Origin of the sequence: Nocardioides sp. NPDC051685, from assembly GCF_044453405.1 — a bacterium.
GTDB lineage: Bacteria > Actinomycetota > Actinomycetes > Propionibacteriales > Nocardioidaceae > Nocardioides.
In genome coordinates this window covers 524,181-548,980 of sequence record NZ_JBITCR010000004.1, presented here as the reverse complement: position 1 = coordinate 548,980, position 24,800 = coordinate 524,181, and the positions used below count along the sequence as shown (strand labels likewise).

Here is a 24,800-nt window from a genome sequence, read left to right as displayed (position 1 = left end):
GTGTCGCAGGACAAGGCCCGGGTGATCACCCAGGCCCTCGACGCGATCGAGACCGACCCCGCCGCCAGCGGCGAAGACCTGGTCCTGGCCGAGAAGCTGCTGGTCGAGTACGCGACCCGGTTGACCGCGAACGAGCTGAAGATCATCGGCAAACGGATCCTGGCCGAGATCGACCCCGACCGATTCGAGCAGGCTGAGGCCAAGGCGCTGCAGCGTGAGGAAGAACGGGCGCAGCGGCGCACCTTCTTCTCCTCCCGCGACAACGGCGACGGCACCATCGACATCCACGCCCGGGTCTCTCGCGCGGTCGGGGTCCGGTTGCGGACGCTCTTGGACTCCCTGGCCCAACCCAGGAAATGGTCGGCCGAGGACAAGGGCGTCAAAGCACCCTTTGACCGGCTGCTGGGCCAGGCGTTCGCCCGGGTGATCGAGACCTATGACGTTGACCAGTTGCCCCGGCATGGTGGGCACGGGACCACGGTGTTCATCACGATGAGTGTGGAGGACCTCCGCAAGGACCTCGGCACCGCAGCCCTGGGTTTCGACGGAGAGAAGATCACCGCCGCCGAAGCCCGCCGGATGGCCTGCAACGCCGACCTGATCCCGGTCGTGCTCGGCACCGATTCCGAGATCCTCGACTTCGGCCGCACCGCCCGGCTGGCGTATCCGATCCAACACCGAGCACTCCGGCTGAGAGACAAGTGTTGTCAGGCCGAAGACTGCGACGCCCCAGCAGCGTGGACCGAGGCCCACCACCTGAAACCCTGGTCCCAAGGCGGCCGAACCGATCTGGCCAACATGGTCTTGCTGTGTCCTGGCGATCATCGCCGCATCCACGACCCCAACCACACCTACGAGCGGCTCCCGGACGGACGGATCCGGTTCACCAGGGCTGCCCGAACGGGCTGACTCAGAGCGGTCCGCTGCTCCGGTCACTAGTCGATCAGGCGACGTACGTCGGCCGAGGCGTCACCCGCGTCGGCCGAGACGTCAGGTACGTCGGCCGAGTTGGCAATCAAGTGCCCACTCGGCCGACGCGAGTGACGTCTCGGCAGGCCCGAGATCCCAAGCACGTGCGCGACCCAAGGATTCCGGGCCAGACCGAGAACACCCTGCGTAACGGGTCGGCGGCCACCAGCCCAAGAGTCAAGAGCAGACCGAACCGAATCAAGAACGAGGGCGTCTCGGTGTCCTGCCCGGCAGGACACCGAGACGCCAGGGTCACTGACCGAAGATCTGCAGCTCGGCGGCGTGGACGATCGTCCCGCGGTCCGAGCCGGTCTTGCAGTCGGTGGTGGTGAGCGGGTCGCCGTCCTGCTCACCGGCGTAGCCGTCGTAGCCCGTGCACTGGTTCTCCAGCGCCACCAGACGTACCGCCGCGGCGGAGGTGTCGGGGACGTCGAAGGTGCGCATGTTGAGGTTGGGCGCGACCGGCCTCGGGCGCTTTCCGGGGAAGGCGTCGTCGGCCGAGGTGTAGAAGCGCTTCCAGGTCGCCCCGGCGGTGTCGCACGCGGAGACGCACGCCTCCAGCGCGAACTTCCGCAGTGCGGTGAAACGCGACCCGGAGTCGGCGTCGGTGTCGGTCGCCGGCGACAGGTAGGCGCTGACGTTGACCGTCTTCACCGTGCGGGTCCCACCGGCCAGGTCGACGGCGATCGAGGGCGTAGTGGCGTCCACGTTGCCCTCGGTCACCCCGCCCCAGTTGGTGCTCTCGGTGCCGTCGATCAGCGCGGCCGGGTTGCGGGAGCCCGCGGTCGAGGTGATCACCTCGGCCCCGTTCGCCGCAGCCGCGAGGTTCGTGGCGGAGGCGAAGGAGATCGTCTTGGTGATCTCCGTCGGTGAGATCGTGACGGTCTTGCGCTGGGCGCCGCCGGTCTTGGAGACGAAGACCAGCTCGTACGTCCCGGGGACGAAATGCGCGACCGACCCGAGCGCGGTGGCGGTGTCCGTGTCGGCGATCGGGGTCGCCCGCGCCTCGAAACGACCGACGTAGACCTTCCCCGACGCGGGCGCACTGAAGGTGACCTTGACGTTGCGCGAGGCCGGTGAGGCGAAGCTCGGGGTCGGCTCGTCACCGTCGGCGGTGGTGGTGGCGTACTGACCCATGCCGCGCCGTGCGAACGCGTCCGCGATCACCTGGCGGTTGGCACCGCCGAAGCGCATCTGGTCGGCGGCCAGGAACGCATCGCGGGCGTCCAGCATCGAGGTCGCTCCCTGCTGGAGCAGGAACGAGTCGAAGACCAGCTGGATCCAGCGGCGGTTGCCGGGGCACTTGTCGGCGGGCAACGGCGAAGCCGTCGTGGTCCCGTCCGAGCAGCGCAACTGCAGGGCCTTGTCGGCGTAGGGGTAGGTCGCGTCGTACTTGTCGACCAGCGCCTTCCGCACCGACCACATCGTGCCGTTCCAGATCTCACCGTCGGCGTGAACCTCCGGGCCGGTGCTGTCGAAACCGTAGTCGGAGAAGTTGAGCGGGTTCCTGTCGATCGCGAAGTCGCGGATCGCGACGTCGGTGTTGCCGGTGGCGTAGGAGCCGACGGCCCACGGGCTGCCGCCGTTGTAGAGGTCGTGGGCGAACATGTGCTCGGCCGCGGCCAGGTCGCTCCAGGACTCGCCCATCGCGCCCCCCTGCTCCGAGGTCAGCCCGTCGTCGGGGCCGCCGACCATCCGGTTGGAGATGGCGTGGGTGTACTCATGGCCCACGATCCCGAAGTCCAGCGACCCGTCGGTGCAGGGCGCGTAGAAGGCGCCGGGGACCGGCTGGAACAGGTATTGGTTCGTGACGCCCGGCACGCCGTCCATCAGGGTGAGCTGGTTGGCGTTGTTACGACCGGTCAGCAGGCCGCTCTGCTCGATGACCTGCGAGTCGAGCGCCGCAGCCTGCGCGTTGCCGACCTCGGCGTCGAGCCCGCGACCGCCACGACCGAGGTTGTCGGTCTGCAGGTTGTAGTTCTCCTCGGTGAAGCCGAGGAAGTAGGACCAGTCGTGCATCCGGTTGTGGCTGGCGAACAGGTTGCCGACCACGTAGTTGACGTCGTTGCCACCCGGCACGAGGGTCGTGGGGTCGCACTTGGAGTTGTTCCAGGTGTCGGTGAACGTGCCGGAGTAGTCGCGCAGCGGCGAGATCGGCGCCTGCTCGAGCCCACCGGCGGCCAGCGGCGAGAGCCAGCCCTCGTGGGTGTTGGCGTTGTTGCCGATCGTGGTCAGGCTCGGCACCCCGACGGTCGTGCTGAGCAGCGTGTCCCACGGGCCGGCGTTGGCCAGGCTCTTCAGCTGCGGCCCGGTGCAGTCGGCCACCTTGGTCCAGCAGGCGATCACGTCGTTGGCGGGAACCGCCTCACCGCCGGTCGAGGCGGCGTCGGGCGTGCCCGGGAAGTAGGACCAGCGCGGGTTGCTGCCCGGCAGGTCACCGGACTCCGCCCCGGCATCGGAGGAGGCGACGGTGACCGTGTAGCTGCCGACGAGGAGCGAGTCGTCGAAGGGACAGACCTGGACCGCGTACGTCCCCGGGTCGATCTTGTCGGCGGTGTAGGTCGCCGTCTCAGGGCTGGTGAGCAGGTCACCTTCCACGAGCAGTTTTCCGTCGGGGGCGAAGAGCTTCACGGTGAAGTCGTCGGTGGGCAGCCCGACCGCGACGGCGGCCAGCGTGCGGGTCTTGTCGTCGGAGATCTCGAAGGTGTGCTTCGGACCGCAGGCACCGAGCGCGGTGCCGGTGAACGGCCCCTCGACCTCGTTCTCGTGGTCGACGTTGTCGTGGCGCCACAGCACCTCACCGGTGACCGCGTCGACCAGCACCGTCTGCCCCAGCAGGGTGGCGGCGGCGGAGTCGACGACGGTGGCCTGGAAGACGGGGCGTACGCCCTCGCCGGGCACCGGGAACGCCCGTAGCCGCACCAGCTGGTCGGTCGCCAGGCCGGGCACGGTCAGCTTCGTCCAGTCGGTCAGCTTCGCCGCCGCGTCGGTGACGATCTCGCCGACCTTCGAGCCGGAGATCGGGCGGCCGGCCGAGGCGGCGGCCTTCAGCCACGCCTCGGTCGGGCTCAACGTCGGCTCGGCGACGTCGCCGCTCACCTTGGACAACGAGGAGGAGACGTAGGCGATGTCGCCGTCGGCCACGCCCACGGTGACCAGCCCCTCGGTGGCTGCGGACAGACCGTCGTAGGTCTGCCGGAAGAGCACCGCATGGCCGCCCCCGCCGGCCAGCTTCTGGTCACTGACCAGCTCGAGGTCGTCCATCTGGGCCGCGGTGAGCCCGAAGACCGCGGCGTTGTCGTCGAGGAAGTTCCGGGCGGCGACGACCGGGTCCGAGGAGCCGGCCGCGGCCAGTACGCCGTCGGCCGTGATCAGCGAGGTCGGCGTCCCGTGGGCGTTCCAGCGGATGTCGACGGCGTCCAGCGCCTGGGCCGCGGACTCCTGGGTCGAGGTGGGCAGCACGCGGTCGCGTACGTCCAGGCCGGTATCGGCCTCGTGACCGAGAAGCCCGCCGGAGCGGGCGGCCTCGGCCTTGTCGGTGGTGTTGTCAGTGGTGGAGAGCGCGGCACCCGAGACCGGCGTCGCCAGCACGAACGCGCCGAGGGCGAGGCTCAGCAGGGCACCCAGACTCACCCTGGCGCGACTGGAACGAATATCGGTCATGTTATTGAAACGTCCCTTTACCCGGTGGGGTTACGCGCCACTAACCTCGTCGCGTAACGATCCAATAGGCGTTTCAGCGAGATGGCGTGCCGACCCACTAAGGTGCCGTGACATGAGTGACATCTCCTCCGAGTTCGTCAAGCTGACCGTCGAGGACGGCATCGGCACGATCCGGCTCGACCGGCCCAAGATGAACGCGATCAGCTTCCAGGTGCAGGCCGAGCTGCTCGCGGTCGCGACCGAGGCGGCGGCCAACGACGACGTACGCGCGGTGGTCGTCTATGGCGGCGAGAAGCTGTTCGCCGCCGGCAACGACGTCAAGGAGATGGCCGGCCTCTCCTACTCCGAGATGGCGAAGCGGGTCGCGGGCGTGCAGGCCGCGGTCACCGCGGTCGCGGAGATCCCGAAGCCGGTGGTGGCCGCGGTGACCGGCTATGCGCTGGGCGGCGGCTGCGAGCTGGCGCTCGCGGCCGACTACCGGATCGCCGCCGACGACGCGACCTTCGGACAGCCGGAGGTGCTGCTCGGCATCATCCCCGGCGCTGGTGGGACCCAGCGGCTGGCACGACTGGTCGGGCCGTCCACGGCCAAGGACCTGATCTTCTCGGGCCGCTTCGTCAAGGCAGACGAGGCGCTTGCAATCGGCTTGGTCGACCGGCTCGTGCCGGCGGCCTCGGTCTATGAGGAGGCGATCGCGTGGGCGAGCCAGTTCAAGAAGGCGGCCCCGTACGCGCTGGCGGCGGCGAAGACGGCGATCGACAAGGGCCTGGGAGTGGACCTCGCCACCGGGCTAGCCATCGAGCAGCAGCAGTTCGCCGGCGTGTTCGCGACGCAGGATTCCCAGACCGGGATGACATCGTTCCTGGAGAACGGCCCCGGCAAAGCCAACTTCGAAGGGAAGTGAGTCTCGTGTCCGACACCAAGACGGCGGACGGTCCGGGCGTGGTCAAGACCGTCCGGTCCTACGCCTCCCGAGTGGTCTGGGTGATCGCACTGATCGCCGCGCTGGCGCTGGCGATCGGAGCTCTGCTGATCGCGCTCAAGGCCAACCAGGGCAACTCCCTGGTCGACTTCGTGCTCAACGCCGCAGACACCGCCGACCTCGGTCTGTTCTCGCGTGAGAACGGCATCAAACAGTTCGGCGGCGAGGACGCGGAGATCAAGAACGCGCTCTTCAACTGGGGCCTCGGCGCCCTTGCGTGGCTGATCGTCGGCCGGATCGTGGCTGGTTTCATCAGACCCTGAGGCCATGTGACATTCTCAACGCGTAGGCACCTGTCATCCCTATGTGACTGACGGGTAACATCGCTGGCGAACTACGACCATTCCAGGAGGGGCCGGCAAGGCCGCACCACCATGAACATTGTTGTGCTTGTGAAGTACGTGCCGGACGCGACCGCGGACCGGCAGTTCGAGGACGACTTCACCGTCGACCGCGTGAACGTCGACGGTCTGCTCTCCGAGCTCGATGAGTACGCGGTTGAGCAGTCGTTGCAGATCAAGGAGAAGCGTGACGGCGAGGAGATCACCGTCACCGCGCTGACCGTTGGTCCCGAGGCGGCCGAGGCTGCGGTGCGCAAGGCGCTGCAGATGGGCGCCGACAAGGCCGTCCACGTCGTCGACGACGCGATCGCCGGCTCCGACGCCATCGCCACCTCGCTGGTGCTCGCCAAGGCGATCGAGAAGATCGGCGCCGAGACCAAGGTCGACCTCGTGGTCGGCGGTCTGGCCTCGACCGACGCCGGCATGAGCGTCGTACCGGCGATGCTGGCCGAGCGTCTCGGCCTGCCGCAGGTCACCCTCGCCTCGGTCGTGGAGACCCAGGGCGACCAGGTCCGTATCAAGCGTGACGGCGACGTCGCGACCGAGGTCATCGGCGGCACGCTGCCGCTGGTCCTCTCGGTCACCGACCAGTCGGGCGAGGCCCGCTACCCGTCCTTCAAGGGCATCATGGCGGCCAAGAAGAAGCCGCTGGACACGTGGTCGCTGGCCGACCTCGGTGTCGACGCCTCCCAGGTCGGTCTGGCCGCTGCGTACACCGCGGTCGAGGAGACGGCGGCCCGTCCTCCGCGTACCGCCGGTGAGATCGTCACCGACGAGGACGGCTCGGGCGCCAAGGCGCTGGCCGAGTTCCTCGCGTCCAAGAAGTTCATCTGAGGCCGGGAAGGATTCTGAATCATGGCTGAAGTTCTCGTTCTCATCGACCACGTGGCTGGTCAGGTCAAGAAGCCGACCTACGAGCTGCTCACCCTGGCCGCCAAGCTCGGCGAGCCCTCCGCGGTCTACATCGGTGGCGCCGACGGCGCCGCGGGTGCCGCGGAGGCCGTCAAGGGCTACGGCGCCGAGAAGGTCTACGTCATCGACGACGCCCAGATCAAGGGCTACCTGGTGGCCCCGAAGGCCGAGGCGCTCGCGCAGCTGGCCGGCACCGCCTCCCCGGCCGCGATCCTGCTGCCCTCCTCCGCGGAGAACAAGGAGGTCGCCGCCCGCCTGGCGATCAAGCTCGACTCCGGTCTGATCACCGACGCCGTCGACCTCGACGAGTCCGGTGTGGCGACCCAGTCCGTCTTCGCCGGCAACTTCACGGTCAAGGGCAAGGTCACCAAGGGCACCCCGATCATCACGGTCAAGCCCAACTCGGCCGCTCCGGTCGAGAAGGCCGGCGCCGCCGCGGTCACCCCGTTCGAGGTGACCATCTCGGATGCCGCCAAGACCGCCCAGATCGTGGCCTCCCAGCCGCGTAAGGCCTCGGGTCGCCCCGAGCTCACCGAGGCCGCCATCGTGGTCTCCGGTGGTCGTGGCACCGGCGGTGACTTCTCCGCCGTCGAGGGTCTCGCCGACGCGCTCGGTGCCGCCGTCGGTGCCTCGCGTGCCGCGGTCGACTCCGGCTGGATGCCGCACACCTTCCAGGTCGGCCAGACCGGTAAGACCGTCTCCCCGCAGCTCTACGTGGCCAACGGGATCTCCGGTGCGATCCAGCACCGTGCCGGTATGCAGACCTCGAAGACCATCGTCGCGGTCAACAAGGACGAGGAGGCGCCGATCTTCGAGCTCGTCGACTTCGGCGTCGTGGGCGACCTGCACACCGTCCTGCCCGCCGTCACCGAGGCCGTGAAGGCCGCCAAGGGCTGACGATCGAGTAGATTCCCGGGCCGTACGTCCCGAAAACCCGCCTCCGAGCACAGCTCGGAGGCGGGTTTCTTTCTGTTTGGCATCGGGTTCTCGGAATTGTCGTTGCGGCACATACGTCGCTGGGTATAGTCCGGCCGCATGTGGGGGAATGTGCTGAGGTCGGGGACGACCCGGAAGATCTCGATTGCGTCGGCTGTGGCCGGCTGCGTGGCGGCACTCGTCGTGGCGACGATGTCCGTGGTCTCGACACCGGCGAGCGCGGCGACCTGGTCCCCGCCGGCGGGGCCGTTCTTCAACAACCCGACCGGTGACGCGACCCAGCGCAACTTCATCGTCCACCGGATCAACAACAGCGTCATCAACGCGCCCGCGGGCTCCTACATCCGGTTCGTCACCTACAACCTGGACCGCGCCGACACCGTCAAGCATCTGATCGCCGCGCACAAGCGTGGTGTGCACGTGCAGATCCTGGTCAACCGGAAGATGTGGAGCAGCGGGGAGCGGAACCTCGCCGGAGAACTTGGCACGAGGCGCTCCCGGGCGAGCTTCATCTATGGCTGCGCCGGCGCCTGCCGTGGATACGACACGGGCAACCTGCACATCAAGATCCACTCGTTCACCCAGATCGGCTCCAAGCGCAACGTCATCATCAACAGCTCCGGCAACCTCGGTGGCGGTGCGGCCGGTTCGCAGTGGAACGACGCCCAGACGATCTATGCCAGCGACAGCCTGTGGAAGACCTGGCTGCGGATGTTCAACGAGCTCAAGGCCGACCAGAAGGCCTCGCCGCGCTACGTGACCTGGACCGGTGGCGGCACGTCCGTCGGCTTCCAGCGTCAGCGCACGGGCACGACCAGTGACGAGGTATACGCCCGCAGCAGCGGCGACCGGGTGATCGACCGGTTGCGTCTGATCGGCTGCAGCGCGCCCAGCGGCTACGGCACCAGGGGCAAGACGATCCTGCGGATCCACATGTATGCCTGGTACGGCCGCCGTGGTGAGCGCATCGCCGACGAGGTCGTCCGGCTGAAGAAGCGCGGCTGCGTGGTCCGGGTGATCGGGTCGGTCACCGACGACGCGGTCTACCGCAAGCTGCGGGCCGTCGGCATCCCGGCGCGCGACGCCGCCTGGGACTGGGGCCAGAAGAAGTCGACCAGCGGCGACAACATCGTCTACGGCTCGCGCTGCTACTCCCACTACAAGTGGATGAGCGTCAACGGCCGCTTCAACGACAGGGGCACCCTCAGCGTCTGGACCGGTTCGGAGAACTGGTCGCCGCCGTCCTTCAGCAACGACGAGGTCACCTTCCGGTTCACCTCGAAGACCTACTACCAGGCCTACACCGCCCGGTTCAACAAGATGTGGGACAGCTCGCGGGCGACCCACCGGATCTACCTGCAGCCGAAGACCCGTCCCTGCGCCTGACCGTCGGGCCGCTAACCTCGCCGGGTGAGCGAGCGTCAGCGAGTGAACCATCCAAACGGCACGCGACCACGTTCGTATCCTGGCGCTTGCGCTACGGACGTGGTCGCGTGAGCTTCGGTGAACTCGGTGGGGGCCTCCAGCCGCTCGACGGCTGGTCGGGTGAGACGTTCCTGGCAGAGGCCGGTGGGGAGAGGTCGGTCGTGCGGGTCTTCGCCGACCCCCGCCACCATCCGCAGGCCGCGGAGATCCAGGAGGCCCTGCACCGCCTGGTGCGCGGCCTCGTCCCGGTTCCCGACGTCTTGGAGGTACGCCGCGCCGACCCGGCCACCGGCATGCCCGCGCTGCTGGTGACCGAGTTCGTCGAGGGCGTACGCGGCGACCTGCTGCTCCCGGACCTGGACGAGGCACAACGGCGCAGGCTCGGGCGTGGCCTCGGAGAGGTCGCGGCCACCTTGGCCGGGATGCCGTTCCTGACAGCCGGGACCTTCGCCGACAGGGATCTGCGCGTCGACGCGTTCGCCGTGGACCTGACCGAGTGGGTCGGGTCGCACGCGGAGCGTCTGGCCTGGTCACCGGCCGACATGGCGGGGCTGCGGGAGGTGGCCGCCGACGCCCAGTACCTGCTCGACCCGGTCGTCCGGGTGAGCCTGGTGCACAGCGACCTCAACCCCAAGAACATCGTCATCGACCCGGAGACGCTGAGTGTGCGTGCAGTGCTCGACTGGGAGTTCGCCCACGCCGGCTCGCCGTTCACCGATCTCGGCAACCTGCTGCGGTTCGACCGCGACGCGGCGTACGTCTCGGGGGTGCTGGAGGGCTACGTCGCGGTGCGTGGTGGCAGCGCCACGGATGCCCTCGATCTTGCCCGCTCCGCGGACCTGGTCGCGCTGGTCGAGCTGGGGGCGCGGCGTACGGACAATCCGGTGGCCGCCCAGGCGCACGACCTCCTGCTCGAGATCGCCCGATCCGGGGACGTCCACTCCGCCCCGGAGGGCTCCGTTCGCCGCTAGGATTCGGGACGTGCCGGATGGGTGCCGGCGCAACATGGGGGATGGTTGTGGGAGTGAGCGATCTCGACGGGGCTCGGGGCCCTGCCGGAGCTTGGTGGCGTGGCTGGACGCCCTGGATCACGGCGCTTGTGCTGGCCGCACTCTTCGCGGGTGCGACCTCCGGGATCACGTTCGTGAGGCGGTCCTACGAGCCGCCGGTGGACTATCCGGCGATGAACGAGTCGGAGTTGGAGGAGAGCGCCGTGCGCTCGTCGCCCGCGAAGCCGGCCCGGAAGAAGGACCGGCTCGAGTCGTCGCCGTCGACGCGAGCGACGGGGGCGCCGAAGCCGACGAAGGAACCGCGGAAGGCCAGGCCCTCGGGCTCGGCAAGTGCGGAGCCGCAGGAGTCGGAGGAGCCGTCCGAGAGCGTCGGCCCGTTCGGCGGCCTGGGCGCGCTGCTCGGCCTGGGCGGCGGGCGCTGACCGTCGCCGATCGGTCCGCACGGCGGTCGCACGGCGGTCCGCACGGCGAAAGGGTGCTGGCTGCGCACGCCTGACGGCATAGGCTTCTGGTCATGAGTGCAGAGGCAGTGATCCGTGAGGTGGCGGCGAAGGCGCGCGAGGCGAGCTACGAGCTCGCGGTCGCGCCGCGCGGCGTGAAGGACGCGGCGCTGCACGCGATGGCCGACGCGCTCCTCGAGCGGGCCGACGAGGTGCTGGAGGCCAACGCGACCGACGTCGCCCGTGCCGAGGCCTCGGGCAGCCCGGCCAACATCATCGACCGCCTCACCCTGACCCCGGAGCGCCTCGACGGCATCGCCGCCGCGCTCCGCGAGCTGGCCGCCCTCCCGGACCCCGTCGGAGACGTCGTACGCGGCAGCACCCTCGCCAACGGCCTCGAGCTGCGTCAGGTGCGGGTGCCTTTCGGTGTCGTCGGGATGATCTACGAGGCGCGCCCCAACGTGACGGTGGACGCCGCCGGGATCTGCCTGAAGTCCGGCAACGCGGCACTGCTGCGAGGCTCCTCCAACATCGCCTCCAGCAACGTCGCGATCGCCGCGGTGCTCCGTGACGCCGTCGCCTCCGTCGGCCTGCCCGCCGACGTGATCCAGGTCGTCCCGGGCGAGGGCCACGACTCGGTCAAGGCGCTGATGCGTGCCCGTGGGCTGGTCGACGTGCTCATCCCGCGCGGTGGCGCCGGCCTGATCCGCAGCGTCGTCGAGGAGTCGACGGTGCCGGTCATCGAGACGGGGGTGGGCAACGTACACGTCTATGTCGACAAGGCCGCCGACCTCGACAAGGCGGTCTCGATCGTCATCAACTCCAAGACCCAGCGCACCAGCGTGTGCAACTCCGCCGAGTCGCTGCTCGTGCACGCCGACATCGCCAAGGAGTTCCTGCCCAAGATCGTCCCCGCGCTGCAGGAGCGTGGCGTGCAGATCCTCGGCGACGAGGCCTTCCAGGGCTTCGACCTGGTCGAGCCGGTCACCGACGAGGACTACGCGGCCGAGTTCCTGGCCCTGAAGATCAGCGCCGCCGTCGTCCCGTCTCTGGAGGCCGCCGTCGCCCACATCCGGCGCTGGTCGAGCGGTCACACCGAGGCGATCGTGACCGAGGACCTGGGCGCGGCCCGGCGGTTCACCGCCGCCGTCGACTCCGCGGCCGTCATGGTCAACGCCTCGACGCGGTTCACCGACGGCGGCGAGTTCGGCTTCGGCGCGGAGATCGGGATCTCGACCCAGAAGCTGCACGCCCGTGGTCCGATGGGCCTGCCCGAGATGACCTCGACGAAGTACGTGGTCACCGGGGACGGGCACGTGCGCTGACCTGGCGACGGGCAAGGTAATCTGTGCGCCATGTCGAACTCTGTTGTGTCGAGCATCATCACCTCCGCTGAGCACGGGGCCGAGCACGGCACCTCGGGCATCGAGTGGGTCATCGGTGGCAGTGCCCTGACGATCCTCGTCTTCGCCCTCCTGGTCCTGGTCTGGTTCGCCGGCGGCCGTGAGCACTCCTGAGCGCTGATCGGATGGGCATCGGGGGAACGCCCGAGCCAGGTCTGGAGGGCCTGACCGGCAAGCGCCGTGTCGGGGTGATGGGTGGCACCTTCGACCCCATCCACCACGGCCACCTGGTGGCCGCCTCCGAGGTGCAGTCGTTCTTCGACCTCGACGAGGTCGTCTTCGTGCCCACCGGAGACCCGTGGCAGAAGGCCGACCGAGACGTCTCGCCGGCCGAGCACCGCTACCTGATGACGGTCATCGCGACCGCCGCCAACCCGCGCTTCACGGTCAGCAGGGTCGACATCGACCGTGCCGGCCGGACCTACACTCGCGACACGCTTCGCGATCTCGCCAAGGCGCTGCCGGACGCCGAACTCTACTTCATCACCGGGGCCGACGCGCTCGCCGAGATCTTCACCTGGCGCGACACCGACGAGCTCTTCGAGCTCGCCCAGTTCGTCGGGTGCACGCGTCCGGGATACTCCATGGACCCCGAGGTCATCGCGAAGATTCCCTCCGACCGCATCACCATGCTCGAGATCCCGGCCCTGGCGATCTCGTCCTCCGACTGCCGCGAGCGGCGTCACCGTGGTGAGCCGGTCTGGTATCTCGTCCCCGACGGCGTGGTGCAGTACATCGGCAAGCACGACCTCTACCGGGCCAAGGAATCCACGGCCCCCCGATCCAAGGACAGCGAATGACCGCGACCGAGCACGCCATCGAGCTCACCATCACCGCCGCGCGTGCGGCCTCGGAGAAGAAGGCCGGGCACATCATGGCCTTCGACGTCAGCGACCAGCTGGCGATCACCGACGCCTTCGTGCTGGCCTCGGCCCCCAACGAGCGGCAGGTGCAGTCGATCGTCGACGAGGTCGAGCTGAAGCTGCGTGACCTCGGCTCCAAGCCGCTGCGCCGTGAGGGCCACAAGGAGGGGCGCTGGGTGCTCCTCGACTACGGCGAGATCGTCGTGCACGTCCAGCACGAGGAGGAGCGCCAGTTCTACGCCCTCGAGCGGCTCTGGCGTGACTGCCCCTCGATCTCGCTGCCCGCCGACGTCGTCTCCGAGAGCTGATCGCTGTCGTGACTCGTCGCATCGTCCTGCTCCGCCATGGCGTCACGCCCTGGAACGCCGACGGCCGCTACCAGGGGCAGACCGACATCGAGCTGGCCGAGACCGGCCACCAGCAGGCCAAGGCCGCCGCTCGTGCGCTCGGGACGACCTACGCCGTCACCCGCCTCGTCTCCTCGGACCTGGCGCGGGCACGGCAGACCGCTGCCCACGTCGCCGAGGAGACCGGCCGGGAGGCTGCGTACGACCCTCGGCTGCGGGAGGTCTGCGCCGGGGAGGCCGAGGGGATGAACCGCGCGCAGATCCTCGAGCGCTTCGGTGAGATGCCGGCCAGCTGGGAGCCCTACGGCGGCGAGTCCTGGCACACCGTCGCGGCGCGCTTCGCGGCTGCGCTGAACGACGTCGCCGAGACCGTTGCCTCCGGCGAGACCGTCGTGGTCGTCGCTCACGGCGGCGCCATCCGCCAGGGTCTGGCCGCCTTCCTCGGCTGGGACCCGTCCGTCGTGACCACCCTCGCCCCGCTCTCGAACTGCGCCTGGATCGAGCTCGTCGCCCGCGAGTCCGCCCCCGGACTCATCCCGTCGGCGCCCTGGCGGCTCGCGACGTACGGAATGGGGGCCCCGATTTCGTGATCGTGCGAGCATTCCGCTACTGTTCTTCTCGTTGCCCGGGGTGATCAACCGGGACAACGCCACGGGGGTGTGGCGCAGCTGGTAGCGCATCTGCATGGCATGCAGAGGGTCAGGGGTTCGAGTCCCCTCACCTCCACGGTGTGTTGAGTCGCGACATAGGTGACACCTGAGTCGCGACTCATGCGACAGGAAGCCCGGGCCGTCGGCCCGGGCTTCTTTGCGTGTTTCGCCAGTAGCTCGTGGCGGGGTTGATGTGGTGGGTGCCCGGGCCGGCGTCGAGGCCGTCTTTGGTCAGGCGTAGGTGTAGGTCGATGATCTCTTCCCGCACCGTGGTGCTGGTGGCGCGGGGTTGGAGCGTGGCCGCCGGGACTGCGGGTCGACGGCGTCGAGGCCACTGTCGCGGTAGCGGGCCAGGAGTCGGTGCAGGTGTTGACGGGAGTAGCCGTACTGGGCAGCAGCTCCGGTGACGGTGAGTTCGTTGGTGATCACGTTCAAGACGGCGACACGGGCCTTGGACATGGCCGCACGCTCGTATCGCTCAGCGGCCGGATGCGGGAGGTCTGAGGGTGTCGCTGATGTCTCGACTCAGGTGTCACCTATCACCTGTCGCCTATGTCGTGAACCTAGACATCCTCACCTCCACCGAAACACCTGATCAGAACAAGGCTCTATCTCATTTGTGTCTCACGTCCGAGGCCGACCTCGGTCACAGGTGCGCAACGCTGGTGCATGAGCGCCACACAAGACGCCTCCTCGACGACTGCTGACCACGACGACAACGTCATCCACGGCGCCTTCGAGACGTCCTACTCGGTCAGGGACCTGGCCGACGAGTTGCACGTGAGCGTGCAGGCGAACCATGACCTGCGTACCCAAGGCGCGGCCCGGTGGGGTTGCGGGTCGGTCGAGACCGTACGCACCTAGCCCGTCGACCGCCTCTTCCACGAGCCGGAAGAGGACGCCAGCGTCGTTGATCGGCACCGAGGCCAGGGCAGGAACACCTTCGCCGTGGACGGCGTCGAGGTTGGGTGAGCCTGAGCTTCGCTCACGGTGCGACGTAGCTGGCGACGAACGTCGTGTCGACCCCGAGGTCACCGAGAGGGGTGGCCCCACCGGGTCCCCCCAGGGGCTCGTTCCTCCCAGGAAGCGTGGCCCCGAAGAAGTCGACCGAGTCCTGCATGAACTCGGCGAGGAGCGGGTTCTTCTTCGCGACACGGTCGACGACGATCGCCGACACGGGGCACTCGACCTCGCAGGCACCGCAGTCGATGCACTCTGCGGAGTTGATGTAGCTCTTGCGGTCGCCGACGTAGATGCAGTCGACGGGACACACCTCGATGCACGAGCGGTCCAGCTCGTCGATGCAGTCGGGGCCGATGATGTAGGTCATCTCTGTTTCCTCCTGTTCGTAGGGTCAGGCTTCGTCGGTCGAGTGACCGGGGAAAAGGGTGAGGTCGGGATCCAGCTCCACAGCGACGTGGTTCATCGCGAGCGCAACCTCGCCGAAGCCGACCGACATGAGCTTGACCTTGCCGTCGTAGTCGGCCACGTCACCAGCGGCGTAGACGCGCGGGAGGTTGGTACGCATCGCGCGGTCGACCGCGATCGAACGGCCACGCAGCTCCAGGCCCCAGCTGCGCAGCGGCCCGATCTCGGAGATGAAACCGAGCGCAGCGATCACGTGGTCTGCGGCCACGACCTGCTCGGTGCCGTCGTTGTGCTTGAGCATGACCTTTTCCAGGCGACCGGCGGCGAGGTCACCGTCGCACGCCAGAACCTCGCTGTCGGTGACGATCGTGGTGTTGGGGCTCGCCTGCACCCGGGCCAGCGTCGCGGCGTGGCCGCGGAAGGCCGTACGACGGTGCACCAACGTGATGGACCGGGCGATCGGGGCCAGGGCGTCGGCCCAGTCCAGCGCGGAGTCGCCGCCGCCGACCACGACGACGTCCTGGTCCCGATGGGCCTCGGGGTCACTCACGAAGTACGACAGCGCCGTTCCGATCCATTCCGAGCCGGCCGCCAGCGGCCGCGGCTTGGGGGTGCCGATGCCGGCGGTCACCACCACCGCGCGGGCTCGCACAGCGGTGTTGTCGTCGAGCGTGACGACGACACCGTCCCCAGCGCGTTCGAGCGAGATCGCCTGGCGGCCCAGCAGGTAGGTGGGGTCGAACGCGGCCGCCTGCGCGGCGAGTCCTGCGACGAAGTCCCGGCCGCGGATGCTGGGCAGCGCCGCGACGTCGCGGATCTGCTTCTCGGGGTAGAGGGCCATGACCTGCCCGCCGACCTGCGGCAGCACGTCGATGACCACGGTGTCGAGGCCTCGGAAACCTGCGTAGTACGCGCCGTACAGGCCCGTGGGGCCGGCGCCGACGACGAGGACATCGGTCTCGATGATCGAGGGAACGGTGGTCACCTGGACCTCCTAGGAAGAGCGGATCGGTCACCCGGCAGACTTGCCGCGCGCAATGTTCCGGCGACTGTAAGGACGGCGCCGGCTGCCGGCGTCACGTCGTGGATCGCTCACCGAACCGTTGCCGCATCTCGTGCCTTCACGTGGCTCGGAAGGTGCCGATGTGGCGAGGATTCCGGTGGGCGAACCACAGTCCTTGGTGGTGCATGGGTCCCGGTGGTGTGCTCCCGGCGACCGGATGACCTACCGTGCCGGGCCCCGCGGAACCCGCGGCAGCCGCGATCCTGACCATCGGAGCCACCATGACGCACACCGCGAACTCATTGCCGACGCCCGAAGCATCCTCTGGCCTCGCCGTCCCGACGAAGAAGCCTGTCGGCAAGGCCGCGAACAAGCGTGGGACCAAGCACCGCGCCGGTCACCTGCCCGGTCGCCAGGACTGGCGGAGCTGGCCGCACTACAACGCAGCCGATGCCGGGTTCCGCGGCTACTGGTATCCCGTGTGTTTCGCGAACCAGGTGACCAGCAAGCCGAAGCAGGTCGCGCTGCTGGGCGAGAAGATAGTGATCCTCCGCGACCAGGGCAAGGTCTTCGCCCTCAACGACCGGTGCCCCCACCGTGGCGTGCCGCTCAGCCATGGCAATCAGCAGTTCAAGGGCACGTTGTCGTGCGTCTACCACGGCTGGACCTTCGACCTGGAGTCCGGCGAGCTCGTCGCGGCGATCACCGACGGTCCTCAGTCCCCGATCTGCGGCAAGGTGGTTCAGCGGACGTACGACGTCGAGGAGCGCCTCGGCATGGTGTGGATCTTCGTGGGCGACGGGGAGAAGCCGCACCCGATCGACGAGCAGCTGCCCGAGGAGCTGGTGTCGAACCCTGCCGTCATCGGCGCCCGGATCCAACCCCGCGAAGGAAACTGGCGCTTCGCCTGCGAGAACGGGTACGACGAGGGGCACGCCAAGTATCTCCACCGCACGGCGCTGTGGCGGCTGTTCAAGCCGATGCCGGTGTGGAACATCACCAAGATCGTGCAGCGGGGCCGCTGGATCTACCGCCAGCAGACCGAGCAGCACTACGACGCGGAGTACCCGGGCCTCGGCGCCTGGTCGAGCCGTGCCTGGTATAAGTCCAAGCCGCCCACGGACCCCAAGCAGGTGTCGAACATCGGCAACACCGGTCCGGGCAAGGCGCCGCACCCGGTGATCGCTGCCCAGGAGTTCCCCGGCTTCGCCTCGGTGAGCATGCCCGGCGTCCTCCGGATCGCGTACCCGACGTTCATCCACTATGAGTTCTACGTCCCCGTGGACGAAAAGGACCATCTGTACGTCGGCGTGCTCGCCGAGTTCCACCAGGGCTGGAAGGTGCTGCCGTTCTATGCCAAGTACCTCGGCTGGGTGCGGTGGCTGTTCCACGGACAGTTCTCCGGCCAGGACAAGTGGATGGTCGAGGTCACCGATGCCCCGCCGGAGAAGCTCTACCGTCCCGACGAGTCGCTGCTGAAGTGGCGCAAGCTCGCTGAGGACGTCACGGAGGAGCGGCTCGAGAGCCTCGCTGCCCAGGCCCTCGAACCCGTCAGTCCTCGCCCCATCGATCCCCAGGCCTGAGGAGTACCGCGACGTGAGCTCTATCGTGCTCGGGGTGGGTGCCTCCCACTCCACGCTGATGAACACCCACTGGGACAGTGTCGTGCACACGGATCGTGCCGCGGCGTTCCGCGACTCGCTCGGTGCCGTACGGCAGCGCCTCGTCGACGCGCAGGTCGACGTCGCCGTGATCATCGGGTCCAACCACTTCCGCGGGTTCTTCCTCGACATGATCCCGGCCTTCACGATGGGCGTCGGCGAGGTGATCGCCGCCGGCGAGGCAGGGACGCCCAAGGGCCCGCAGAAGACCGACCCGGTCTTCGCGCAGCAGCTCGCGACAGGCCTGGTCGAGGCAGGTGTCGAGGTCGCGATCTCCGCGCGCCTGCAGATCGACCACGGTCAGTCGCACGCCATCCAGTACCTGCTCGACGGTGTCGATGTGCCCGTCGTACCGCTCGTGATCAACGTCTTCGCCCAGCCGCTGCCGACCCTGGTGCGGTGCGCCGAGCTCGGTCGGTGCCTCGCTGAGGCCATCAGAGCCGTGGGCGATGAACGTCGGGTCGCGGTCATCGCCTCCGGGGGGCTGTCCCACCAGCTTCCCTGGCCGAGCGACTGGGCGGCCCCGAAGAACGAGGACGAGGAGTTCCTCGTCGATGCGTGGTTGAACGGGCGCGGTGAGTGGGAGCGCTACGACAAGCGGCGACGCGAGATCATCGTCGCCGCCCAACCCTGTCTTTTCGAGGACTTCGACCACGAATTCCTCGCCGATCTCGAGGCCGGTGGCCTCGAGAAGTACGTCGAGCTCACCACCGCCGACATCGAGAAGGTCGCCGGCAACGGAGGCCAGGAGCTTCGGACCTGGCTCACGATGGCCGCCGCGCTCGGGTTCGCGCCCGGCGAGGCCCTCTGCTACTCGCCGATGCCTGAATGGCTGACCGGCATGGGTACGGCCGTCGTCGACCCTGCCCGCCCCCGTACGACAGGAGTATCTACATGAGCACCGTGAAGGCCGAGCGCCTCACCTCCCCGCCCGCCGGGCCGGCCCCAGAGAGCCGCTATGTGGACGCCGACGGCGTGACCTACCACTACCACGACCTCGGCGAGGGCCCCGCGACGATCTTCCTGCACGGCGGAGGTCCCGGTTGCACCGGTTGGAGCGACTTCGGCCCGGTGGCGCCGCTCTTCGCGCAGGACCGCCGCTGTCTCCTGGTCGACATCCTTCAGTACGGCAAGTCGGAGAAGTGCCAGATCTCCGGGCCGATGTGGGACTTCCACGCCGCCAAGACGGTCGCCTTCATGGACGCCCTGGGCATCGACCGCGCCGACTTCATCTGCAACTCCTGGGGTGGCACCATCGCCCTCGCCGTAGCGGCCTATTACCCCGGCCGCGTGCGGTCGCTCGTTGTCACCGGTTCGATGCCGGTGTTCCACGGGCCGCTCGCCCCGCTGCCGGAGGGTGGCCACCGCGGGCGCGCCGCCCGCGACGTGTACTACGGCGGCGAAGGACCGACCAAGGACAAGATGCGGCAGCTGATCACCCGGCTGGAGTGGTACGACGCCGACCGGCTCCCGGAGGAGACCGTTGAGCTGCGCTACCAGCAGAGCCAGGATCCCGAGGAGCGGTCGCTGGCCGCGATGTCGGACTCGCCGCGCGGGGACTGGCAGGACCTCACCGAGCAGCTTGGCCGGATCGAGGCGCCGGTTCTGTTCATGTGGGGTCGTGAGGACGCCTTCCTGACGCCCGACTACCCGCTGATGCTCTCCCGCATGGTCCCGCGCGGACACCTTCACGTGATGGACCACGCGTCCCACCACCTACAGGAGGAGCGGCCCGCGGCGTACCACGCCGTTGTCGATGGCTTCCTCCGGTCGGTGGACCATCCCTGACCTCGACCACGCTCCCAACAGATGGAGGACCTCCTGATGAGGCCACTGATCGTCGTCGCTTCGGTGCTCGCCGTGGGCGCCGGACTCCGTTACGCATCCCAGCGGCTGGCCACGCACCAGCCGGTGATCCCCGGTGTGACCAACCGGATCAACACCCAAGTCCATCGCATCAACCAGCCCTGACCGCGGTAGGTCCGCGTCCTCTCGACCTGGAGAAAACCATGCCATCTGCACCCCGCACGATCTGGAACGAGCTCGCCGGGCTCGACTTCCAGGTGACCACCGTCGACGCCGGCGGTGTCCCCACCCGCTCCCTGCAGGCCGGCGAGGGCGAGCCGTTGATCTTCCTCCACGGCACGTCGGGCCACCTCGAGGCGTTCATGCGTAACGTCCAGGCGCACGCGAAGCAATACGCTGTCCACGCCATCGACATGCTGGGCCACGGTTTCACGGGCAAGCCGAACTTCGGCTACGAGATCCCGCGCTACCGCGACCACCTGCTCGCTTACCTGGACGCTCAGGGCATCGAGCGCGCGCACATCGCCGGCGAGTCCCTCGGTGGCTGGGTTGGTGCCCGTGCCGCGATCGACGTGCCCGACCGGATCGCCTCCCTCCAGCTGCTCTGCGCCGGAGGTACGGTGGCCAACCCGGAGGTGATGGAGCGGATCCGCACCAGCACCCGCAAGGCCGTCGAGACCGACGACATCGAGCTGACCCGCGCACGCATGCGCCTGCTGATGCACGACTCGGCGGACGCGACCGAAGAGCTCGTGGCCGTGCGTCACGAGATCTATCACCGGCCCGACTTCGTCGCGAACATCGACAACCTGCTGTCGCTGCAGGACATGGAGACCCGGATCCGCAACATCCTCCGTCCCGAGGACATGGCCCAGATCACGGTGCCGACCCTGATCGTGTGGGGCCGCAACAACCCGTTCGGTGAGATCCCCGAGGCGAGCGCGATGCACGACAACATCTCCGGTTCCGAGCTGGTTCTCTTCGACGACTGCGGGCACTGGCCCCAGCACGAGAAGGCCGCCGAGTACAACGACCTGAGCCTCGGGTTCCTCGCCAAGCACGCGATCGCCCGATGACCGGTCCGATGATGCGGGCAGCCCGTATCCACCGTTGGGGCGAGGCCCCGGTCCTTGACGTCGTCGAGCGGCCGCAGCGGGCCGAAGGCGAGTCGTTGGTCAAGGTCGAGGCGGCCGCGGTGTCCCACCTCGATCTCACCGTGGCAGGCGGCGACTTCGACCTCAAGCCATCGCTGCCCTATGTCGGAGGCACCGGCGGCTGCGGCGTTGTCGTCGAGTCCGACACCCACCCCGCCGGGCAACGGGTGATGCTGCGTGGTGGCGGCCTCGGGCTGAAGCGCGACGGCACATGGGCGGAGTACGTCGTGGCGGCCGATCGGCACCTGAACGCGCTCCCCGAGGGCCTCCCGCCCGGCGTGGGGGCGACCTTCTTCACCCCGCTCACCACTGCCGCGTCGGCTCTGCGGCACACCGCGCGACTCGGCGAATGGAACCTTGACGGGATCGACTCCGCATCCGACGAGCTGGTCGTCGTCGGTGGTGCGGCCGGCGGCGTGGGGTCGATGGTCGTCCAGCTCGCGATGCGCGAGGGGGCCAACGTGATCGGTGTCGTTGCCGACGACGACCAGGCGGCAAGCCTGCCCGCCGGTGTCGAGGCCGTGGTCGCCACCGATGACGCACGAGCGGCCGAGCTGACGCGCGACCGGCCCGCGTCGCTGCTCGTCGACACCCTGGGTGGCGCCGGCCTGGGTGCCCGCTCCGGATGGGTGCGGTCCGGCGGGCGCGCCGTGTCCATCGGGTACGTCGCCGGCACCGATCTGACGCTTGACCTGCCCAACTGGCTGCTCCAGGACGTCGCCCTGCTGCCGGTCAACATGATCCGTCGCGACCGACAGGCCCGTGCTCTGGCGGCCGAGCTCGCTCCGCGGCTGGTCGATGGGGAGCTGAAGGTCGACGTCGAGCAGTTCGGGTTCGCCGACGCCGGTCGCGCTCTCGAGCTGCTCGCCTCCGGCAGGCTGCGTGGCCGCGCGGTCCTGGTGCCGCAGGAGGCGTGGTGAGTGCTGTGGAGGATCCGGGACGCGACCCGGGCGTCGTGCAGGCCGCGGAACGGCTGCGCCACGCGCAGACCACCGGCCGGCCCTGTCCGCCGATCCGGCATCTCATCGGGTCGGATGCTCGCGAGGCTGCGTACGCCGTCCAGCATCACGTCGCTGCCCTCCAGCAGATCAGTGGCGCCCTGCTGGTCGGCCGCAAGCTCGGGATGATGTCACCGGCGGTCCAGGCCCAGCTCGGGGTCGCCGAGCCGACGATCGGCACCCTCATGGACACCATGCAGGTGCGGCATGGCGGCACGGTCCCGGTCCGCCGCCTCCTCCAGCCCCTGGTTGAGGCTGAGATCGCGTTCCGGTTGGTGGCCGACCTGGACGGGCCGGACATCGAGTCCGAGCAGGTGCGAGCCGCGGTCGGTGAGGTGTACGCCGCGCTCGAGGTGGTCGACAGCCGCATCGCAGGCTGGGACATCTCGGCAGTGGACACGATCGCCGACAATGCCTCCGGGGGCCTCTTCGTGCTCGCCCCGGAAGGCCGCGCGCTCGACGACTCGGACCTGCGGCTGCTGCGGATGGAGCTGCGCTGTTGGGACCGCGTCGTCTCCACGGGCAGCGGCGCAGACAACTGCATGGGCGATCCGCTGCAGGGCCTGGTCTGGTTGGCGCGCGAGGCGCACCGGCAGGGGATCCCACTCCGCTCGGGGATGCTTGTGCTTGCCGGTGCCCTCGGACCGATGGTTCCGATCCACGAGGGTGACTCCTTCGTGGCGCGCATCGGTGATCTCCCCGAAGTCGCCGTCCACTTCCGTAGCAGCGTCGCCACGCGCGCCGCGGAGGCATCGAAGTGACCAGCGAGCCGGACTTCGAGGAGGTCGTCGGGGCGGCGATGGCCGAAGTGACCCGCGACCGGCTCCTCGAGGCGGTCTGCGGCCTGGTCGACATCCCGAGCCCCACCGGTGCCGAGCGTCCGGCCGCGGAGTGGATCACCGCCCAGCTCGACGCCACCGGGCTCGAGACGTCCCTGCAGATCATCGATGACCACCAGGCCAACGCCGTGGCGGTCCTGCGCGGGCCGGAGGATGGACCGACGGTCCTTCTCTACGCACCGCTCGACACGTTCACCGCCGGCATACCCGAGGTCGACCTGCCCTGGGCCGGACCTGCGTTGCGGGAGGACATGGTGCCGCGGGCCACAGTGCACGGAGACATCGTCACCGGTCTCGCTGCTGGCAACCCCAAAGGCCACGCGGCCGCCGTGATGGTCGCCGTCTCGGCGCTGGCAGCGTCCGGGGCGCCGGTATCCGGCGACGTGGTAGCCGGTTTCGGTGCGGGCGGGATGCCCAGCTTCGCCGTCCCAGGCGTCGGCACCCCGGGCCGCCAGAACACCGGCCACGGGGTGGGCGCAACCTTCCTGCTGGAGCGCGGGTACACCACCGACCACGCCGTGATCGCCAAGCCCGGCTGGGCCGTCTCCCACGAGGAGGTGGGCCTCGTGTGGATCGACGTCGAGGTGCCGGGCGAGCACACCTACGTCGGCAGCCGGCATCGGCTGCCCTACCGCAACGCCGCAGCGCTTGCGGCGCCGGTCATCACGCGGCTCGAGGCGTGGTTCGACGAATACGCCGCGGCCCACGAGGTCGGCACCATGCGGCCACAGGGCATCGTCTCGTCGGTGGTCGGCGGGTTCGATCGGCTCGCGGCCTCGACCTCTGCGCTCGTCAGGCTGCGGCTCGACGTACGCATGACCGCTGAGCAGACCGCTCCGGAGGTGCTGCGCGAGGTGCGGGGGCAGCTGCGCGGGCTCAGCGAGGAACTCGGCGTCCCGCTCGTCGCCCGGCAGGTCGCCGCGGTGCCCGGCACCCGCACCGAGCCCGACACCGCGATCGTTCGCGCAACCGTCGCCGCCTGGGAACAGGTTGCGGGACGTACGCACGAACCGATCGCCGCCAACAGCGGTGCCACCGACGCCAATATCCTCCGCCTGCGCGGCGTTCCGACGGCGCGGGTCGGGATGCCGAAGGTGGCGGCGTCGCCCGACGGCGGGCCGGTCGACTTCACGCTCGGAATGAACATCGTGGATCTGGACGCGACGCGTGGGCTGGTAGAGGTTCTCATCAGAACGGTGCTCGCGATCGGGAGCGCGTCTTCCACGTCGAGAGAGGTCGACTGACCATGGAGAGTCACGCCCAATCGTACGGCGAGGGTCTCGGGCACGGTGCCAACAGCGTCCTGGGCAAGGCGCGGCTGATCCTGGAGGCCTTCGAGATGGAGGACATGGACCTGTCGCTGTCGGAGCTCTCACGACGCACCGGTATCTCCAAGGCCTCGGTGCACCGTCTTGGGCAGGAGCTCGTCGAGTGGGGCATGCTCGAGCGATCCGGGCAGGAGTACCGGCTCGGCATGCGGGCCTTCGAGCTCGGCTCGCGGGTGCCACGGTTCCGCGTCCTCCGAGACGCGGCTCGCCCCTTCATGGAAAGCCTTCACTTCGCGACGAAGGAAGCGGTGCACCTCGCCGTCCGCGACGGACGGGAGGTGCTCTATCTGGAGAAGATCGCCAGCGGCCCGGAAGCCGCCAAGCCGTCGCGGATCGCCGGCCGCATGCCACTGCACTGTACGTCCACTGGCAAGGTGCTGCTGGCCTACGCTCCGCCATCTGTGGTCGAGGACGTCCTGGGCGGCGAGCTGACGCGGCTCACCCGGTCGACCACCATCGGCGCCGGTCTGCTCCTCGAGCAGCTGAAGAAGGTCCGTTCCAACGGGTATGCCCTTGAGCAGGAAGAGGTGGTCCAGGGTTACTGCTCGGTTGCGGTTCCGATCCACAGCTCCGGTGGCATCCTGCTCGGCGCTTTGGCGATCGCCGCCCCGATCTTCCGTGCCGACGTACCGAAGCTGGCGCGGGCCCTCATCACAACGGCCAACCGGCTGTCCCGGTCCACGCTCCTGAACTGACCCCGGA

Annotated in this window: 27 protein-coding genes and 1 tRNA gene; 23 read left to right on the top strand and 5 right to left on the bottom strand. The window is 68.9% G+C overall.

The genetic code is table 11. From position 1 onward, the window contains the following. Positions 1-909, top strand: a 909-nt coding sequence (locus ACIA03_RS15390) for a DUF222 domain-containing protein (RefSeq protein ID WP_396983866.1), incomplete at its 5' end; no start/stop codon positions are given. A 312-nt stretch (positions 910-1,221) separates the two neighbouring features. Here the strand turns inward: ACIA03_RS15390 and ACIA03_RS15385 are convergent. After that, positions 1,222-4,632, bottom strand: coding sequence for a M36 family metallopeptidase (locus tag ACIA03_RS15385; RefSeq protein ID WP_396983864.1), 3,411 nt, complete (start codon positions 4,630-4,632; stop codon positions 1,222-1,224). A 112-nt stretch (positions 4,633-4,744) separates the two neighbouring features. Between ACIA03_RS15385 and ACIA03_RS15380 the strand changes: the two genes are divergently transcribed. The 6 genes from ACIA03_RS15380 (at position 4,745) to ACIA03_RS15355 (ending at position 10,199) form a co-directional block, all read left to right on the top strand. Continuing rightward, positions 4,745-5,536 (top strand): enoyl-CoA hydratase/isomerase family protein, encoded by a 792-nt coding sequence (locus ACIA03_RS15380; protein WP_396983862.1) that lies wholly within the window; start codon positions 4,745-4,747, stop codon positions 5,534-5,536. Between the two features lie 5 nt (positions 5,537-5,541). After that, complete coding sequence (locus ACIA03_RS15375; protein WP_045548927.1) at positions 5,542-5,877, top strand: hypothetical protein; 336 nt, start codon at positions 5,542-5,544, stop codon at positions 5,875-5,877. Between the two features lie 111 nt (positions 5,878-5,988). Next, positions 5,989-6,789, top strand: coding sequence for an electron transfer flavoprotein subunit beta/FixA family protein (locus ACIA03_RS15370; RefSeq protein WP_396983860.1), 801 nt, complete (start codon positions 5,989-5,991; stop codon positions 6,787-6,789). Between the two features lie 21 nt (positions 6,790-6,810). After that, positions 6,811-7,764: an electron transfer flavoprotein subunit alpha/FixB family protein gene (locus ACIA03_RS15365; protein ID WP_396983857.1), complete on the top strand. Its 954-nt coding sequence runs from the start codon at positions 6,811-6,813 to the stop codon at positions 7,762-7,764. Positions 7,765-7,902: 138 nt separating this feature from the next. After that, positions 7,903-9,189 (top strand): phospholipase D-like domain-containing protein, encoded by a 1,287-nt coding sequence (locus tag ACIA03_RS15360; protein ID WP_396983855.1) that lies wholly within the window; start codon positions 7,903-7,905, stop codon positions 9,187-9,189. A 107-nt stretch (positions 9,190-9,296) separates the two neighbouring features. Then, positions 9,297-10,199, top strand: coding sequence for a phosphotransferase family protein (locus tag ACIA03_RS15355; RefSeq protein ID WP_396983853.1), 903 nt, complete (start codon positions 9,297-9,299; stop codon positions 10,197-10,199). A 202-nt stretch (positions 10,200-10,401) separates the two neighbouring features. Here ACIA03_RS15355 and ACIA03_RS15350 read toward each other — a convergent pair whose 3' ends face one another. Continuing rightward, positions 10,402-10,704 (bottom strand): hypothetical protein, encoded by a 303-nt coding sequence (locus ACIA03_RS15350; protein WP_396983851.1) that lies wholly within the window; start codon positions 10,702-10,704, stop codon positions 10,402-10,404. Positions 10,705-10,752: 48 nt separating this feature from the next. Here ACIA03_RS15350 and ACIA03_RS15345 point away from each other — a divergent pair, with 48 nt between their 5' ends. The 6 genes from ACIA03_RS15345 to ACIA03_RS15320 all read left to right on the top strand — a co-directional run bounded on the left by ACIA03_RS15345 (position 10,753) and on the right by ACIA03_RS15320 (position 14,017). Beyond that, positions 10,753-12,003 (top strand): glutamate-5-semialdehyde dehydrogenase, encoded by a 1,251-nt coding sequence (locus ACIA03_RS15345; protein ID WP_396983849.1) that lies wholly within the window; start codon positions 10,753-10,755, stop codon positions 12,001-12,003. Positions 12,004-12,033: 30 nt separating this feature from the next. After that, a complete protein-coding gene (locus tag ACIA03_RS15340) occupies positions 12,034-12,195 on the top strand; it encodes a hypothetical protein (RefSeq protein WP_160146671.1) in 162 nt (53 codons plus the stop codon). Between the two features lie 11 nt (positions 12,196-12,206). Continuing rightward, complete coding sequence (gene nadD, locus ACIA03_RS15335) at positions 12,207-12,881, top strand: nicotinate-nucleotide adenylyltransferase (RefSeq protein ID WP_396983846.1); 675 nt, start codon at positions 12,207-12,209, stop codon at positions 12,879-12,881. Continuing rightward, positions 12,878-13,252, top strand: coding sequence for a ribosome silencing factor (rsfS, locus tag ACIA03_RS15330; RefSeq protein WP_396983844.1), 375 nt, complete (start codon positions 12,878-12,880; stop codon positions 13,250-13,252). Before nadD ends, rsfS begins: the two co-directional genes overlap by 4 nt. Positions 13,253-13,260: 8 nt before the next feature. Beyond that, positions 13,261-13,881, top strand: coding sequence for a histidine phosphatase family protein (locus ACIA03_RS15325; RefSeq protein ID WP_396983841.1), 621 nt, complete (start codon positions 13,261-13,263; stop codon positions 13,879-13,881). Positions 13,882-13,944: 63 nt separating this feature from the next. Further along, positions 13,945-14,017 (top strand) — tRNA-Ala (locus ACIA03_RS15320). A 155-nt stretch (positions 14,018-14,172) separates the two neighbouring features. On the opposite strand, the gene ACIA03_RS15315 is transcribed toward ACIA03_RS15320, so the two are convergent. Continuing rightward, the gene (locus tag ACIA03_RS15315) at positions 14,173-14,400 is read right to left on the bottom strand and encodes a helix-turn-helix domain-containing protein (RefSeq protein WP_396983839.1); all 228 of its coding nucleotides are present in this window, start codon (positions 14,398-14,400) and stop codon (positions 14,173-14,175) included. Positions 14,401-14,610: 210 nt separating this feature from the next. Here ACIA03_RS15315 and ACIA03_RS15310 point away from each other — a divergent pair, with 210 nt between their 5' ends. Continuing rightward, a complete protein-coding gene (locus ACIA03_RS15310) occupies positions 14,611-14,805 on the top strand; it encodes a hypothetical protein (RefSeq protein WP_396983837.1) in 195 nt (64 codons plus the stop codon). A gap of 121 nt (positions 14,806-14,926) precedes the next feature. On the opposite strand, the gene ACIA03_RS15305 is transcribed toward ACIA03_RS15310, so the two are convergent. Beyond that, positions 14,927-15,271, bottom strand: coding sequence for an indolepyruvate ferredoxin oxidoreductase subunit alpha (locus ACIA03_RS15305; protein ID WP_396983835.1), 345 nt, complete (start codon positions 15,269-15,271; stop codon positions 14,927-14,929). Between the two features lie 24 nt (positions 15,272-15,295). Then, positions 15,296-16,294 carry an NAD(P)/FAD-dependent oxidoreductase gene (locus tag ACIA03_RS15300; RefSeq protein WP_396983833.1) on the bottom strand — a complete coding sequence of 333 codons (999 nt, stop codon included), beginning with the start codon at positions 16,292-16,294 and terminating at the stop codon, positions 15,296-15,298. 299 nt (positions 16,295-16,593) lie between these two features. On the opposite strand from ACIA03_RS15300, the gene ACIA03_RS15295 reads away from it, so the two are divergent. Genes ACIA03_RS15295 through ACIA03_RS15255 form a run of 9 tightly spaced genes read left to right on the top strand, consistent with a single transcriptional unit; the run spans position 16,594 to position 24,793 of the window. After that, positions 16,594-17,895 (top strand): Rieske 2Fe-2S domain-containing protein, encoded by a 1,302-nt coding sequence (locus ACIA03_RS15295; RefSeq protein WP_396983831.1) that lies wholly within the window; start codon positions 16,594-16,596, stop codon positions 17,893-17,895. A gap of 13 nt (positions 17,896-17,908) precedes the next feature. Beyond that, a complete protein-coding gene (locus ACIA03_RS15290; protein WP_396983829.1) occupies positions 17,909-18,871 on the top strand; it encodes a hypothetical protein in 963 nt (320 codons plus the stop codon). Continuing rightward, the gene (locus tag ACIA03_RS15285; protein ID WP_396983827.1) at positions 18,868-19,761 is read left to right on the top strand and encodes an alpha/beta fold hydrolase; all 894 of its coding nucleotides are present in this window, start codon (positions 18,868-18,870) and stop codon (positions 19,759-19,761) included. Before ACIA03_RS15290 ends, ACIA03_RS15285 begins: the two co-directional genes overlap by 4 nt. Positions 19,762-19,797: 36 nt before the next feature. Next, positions 19,798-19,944 (top strand): hypothetical protein, encoded by a 147-nt coding sequence (locus tag ACIA03_RS15280; RefSeq protein ID WP_396983825.1) that lies wholly within the window; start codon positions 19,798-19,800, stop codon positions 19,942-19,944. Between the two features lie 38 nt (positions 19,945-19,982). Next, a complete protein-coding gene (locus tag ACIA03_RS15275) occupies positions 19,983-20,855 on the top strand; it encodes an alpha/beta fold hydrolase (protein WP_396983823.1) in 873 nt (290 codons plus the stop codon). Then, the gene (locus ACIA03_RS15270) at positions 20,852-21,853 is read left to right on the top strand and encodes a zinc-binding alcohol dehydrogenase family protein (RefSeq protein WP_396983821.1); all 1,002 of its coding nucleotides are present in this window, start codon (positions 20,852-20,854) and stop codon (positions 21,851-21,853) included. The genes ACIA03_RS15275 and ACIA03_RS15270 overlap by 4 nt, the downstream gene beginning before the upstream one ends. After that, positions 21,850-22,692, top strand: coding sequence for a 2-keto-4-pentenoate hydratase (locus ACIA03_RS15265; protein ID WP_396983819.1), 843 nt, complete (start codon positions 21,850-21,852; stop codon positions 22,690-22,692). Before ACIA03_RS15270 ends, ACIA03_RS15265 begins: the two co-directional genes overlap by 4 nt. Beyond that, entirely contained in the window at positions 22,689-24,014 is a 1,326-nt protein-coding gene (locus ACIA03_RS15260; RefSeq protein WP_396983817.1) for a hypothetical protein, read from the top strand. Before ACIA03_RS15265 ends, ACIA03_RS15260 begins: the two co-directional genes overlap by 4 nt. 2 nt (positions 24,015-24,016) lie before the next feature. After that, a complete protein-coding gene (locus ACIA03_RS15255; protein WP_396983815.1) occupies positions 24,017-24,793 on the top strand; it encodes an IclR family transcriptional regulator in 777 nt (258 codons plus the stop codon). Positions 24,794-24,800: the final 7 nt, after the last annotated feature.

Bases quoted from the DNA above. Each gene is read 5' to 3' on its own strand.
- ACIA03_RS15270 (WP_396983821.1), top strand. From the start codon at position 20,852: ATGACCGGTCCGATGATGCGGGCAGCCCGTATCCACCGTTGGGGCGAG.
- ACIA03_RS15360 (WP_396983855.1), top strand. From the start codon at position 7,903: ATGTGGGGGAATGTGCTGAGGTCGGGGACGACCCGGAAGATCTCGATT.
- ACIA03_RS15315 (WP_396983839.1), bottom strand. From the start codon at position 14,400: ATGTCCAAGGCCCGTGTCGCCGTCTTGAACGTGATCACCAACGAACTC.
- ACIA03_RS15380 (WP_396983862.1), top strand. From the start codon at position 4,745: ATGAGTGACATCTCCTCCGAGTTCGTCAAGCTGACCGTCGAGGACGGC.
- ACIA03_RS15365 (WP_396983857.1), top strand. From the start codon at position 6,811: ATGGCTGAAGTTCTCGTTCTCATCGACCACGTGGCTGGTCAGGTCAAG.
- ACIA03_RS15280 (WP_396983825.1), top strand. From the start codon at position 19,798: ATGAGGCCACTGATCGTCGTCGCTTCGGTGCTCGCCGTGGGCGCCGGA.
- ACIA03_RS15305 (WP_396983835.1), bottom strand. From the start codon at position 15,271: ATGACCTACATCATCGGCCCCGACTGCATCGACGAGCTGGACCGCTCG.
- nadD (WP_396983846.1), top strand. From the start codon at position 12,207: ATGGGCATCGGGGGAACGCCCGAGCCAGGTCTGGAGGGCCTGACCGGC.
- ACIA03_RS15295 (WP_396983831.1), top strand. From the start codon at position 16,594: ATGACGCACACCGCGAACTCATTGCCGACGCCCGAAGCATCCTCTGGC.
- ACIA03_RS15275 (WP_396983823.1), top strand. From the start codon at position 19,983: ATGCCATCTGCACCCCGCACGATCTGGAACGAGCTCGCCGGGCTCGAC.
- ACIA03_RS15340 (WP_160146671.1), top strand. From the start codon at position 12,034: ATGTCGAACTCTGTTGTGTCGAGCATCATCACCTCCGCTGAGCACGGG.
- rsfS (WP_396983844.1), top strand. From the start codon at position 12,878: ATGACCGCGACCGAGCACGCCATCGAGCTCACCATCACCGCCGCGCGT.
- ACIA03_RS15385 (WP_396983864.1), bottom strand. From the start codon at position 4,632: ATGACCGATATTCGTTCCAGTCGCGCCAGGGTGAGTCTGGGTGCCCTG.
- ACIA03_RS15345 (WP_396983849.1), top strand. From the start codon at position 10,753: ATGAGTGCAGAGGCAGTGATCCGTGAGGTGGCGGCGAAGGCGCGCGAG.
- ACIA03_RS15370 (WP_396983860.1), top strand. From the start codon at position 5,989: ATGAACATTGTTGTGCTTGTGAAGTACGTGCCGGACGCGACCGCGGAC.
- ACIA03_RS15255 (WP_396983815.1), top strand. From the start codon at position 24,017: ATGGAGAGTCACGCCCAATCGTACGGCGAGGGTCTCGGGCACGGTGCC.
- ACIA03_RS15285 (WP_396983827.1), top strand. From the start codon at position 18,868: ATGAGCACCGTGAAGGCCGAGCGCCTCACCTCCCCGCCCGCCGGGCCG.
- ACIA03_RS15310 (WP_396983837.1), top strand. From the start codon at position 14,611: ATGAGCGCCACACAAGACGCCTCCTCGACGACTGCTGACCACGACGAC.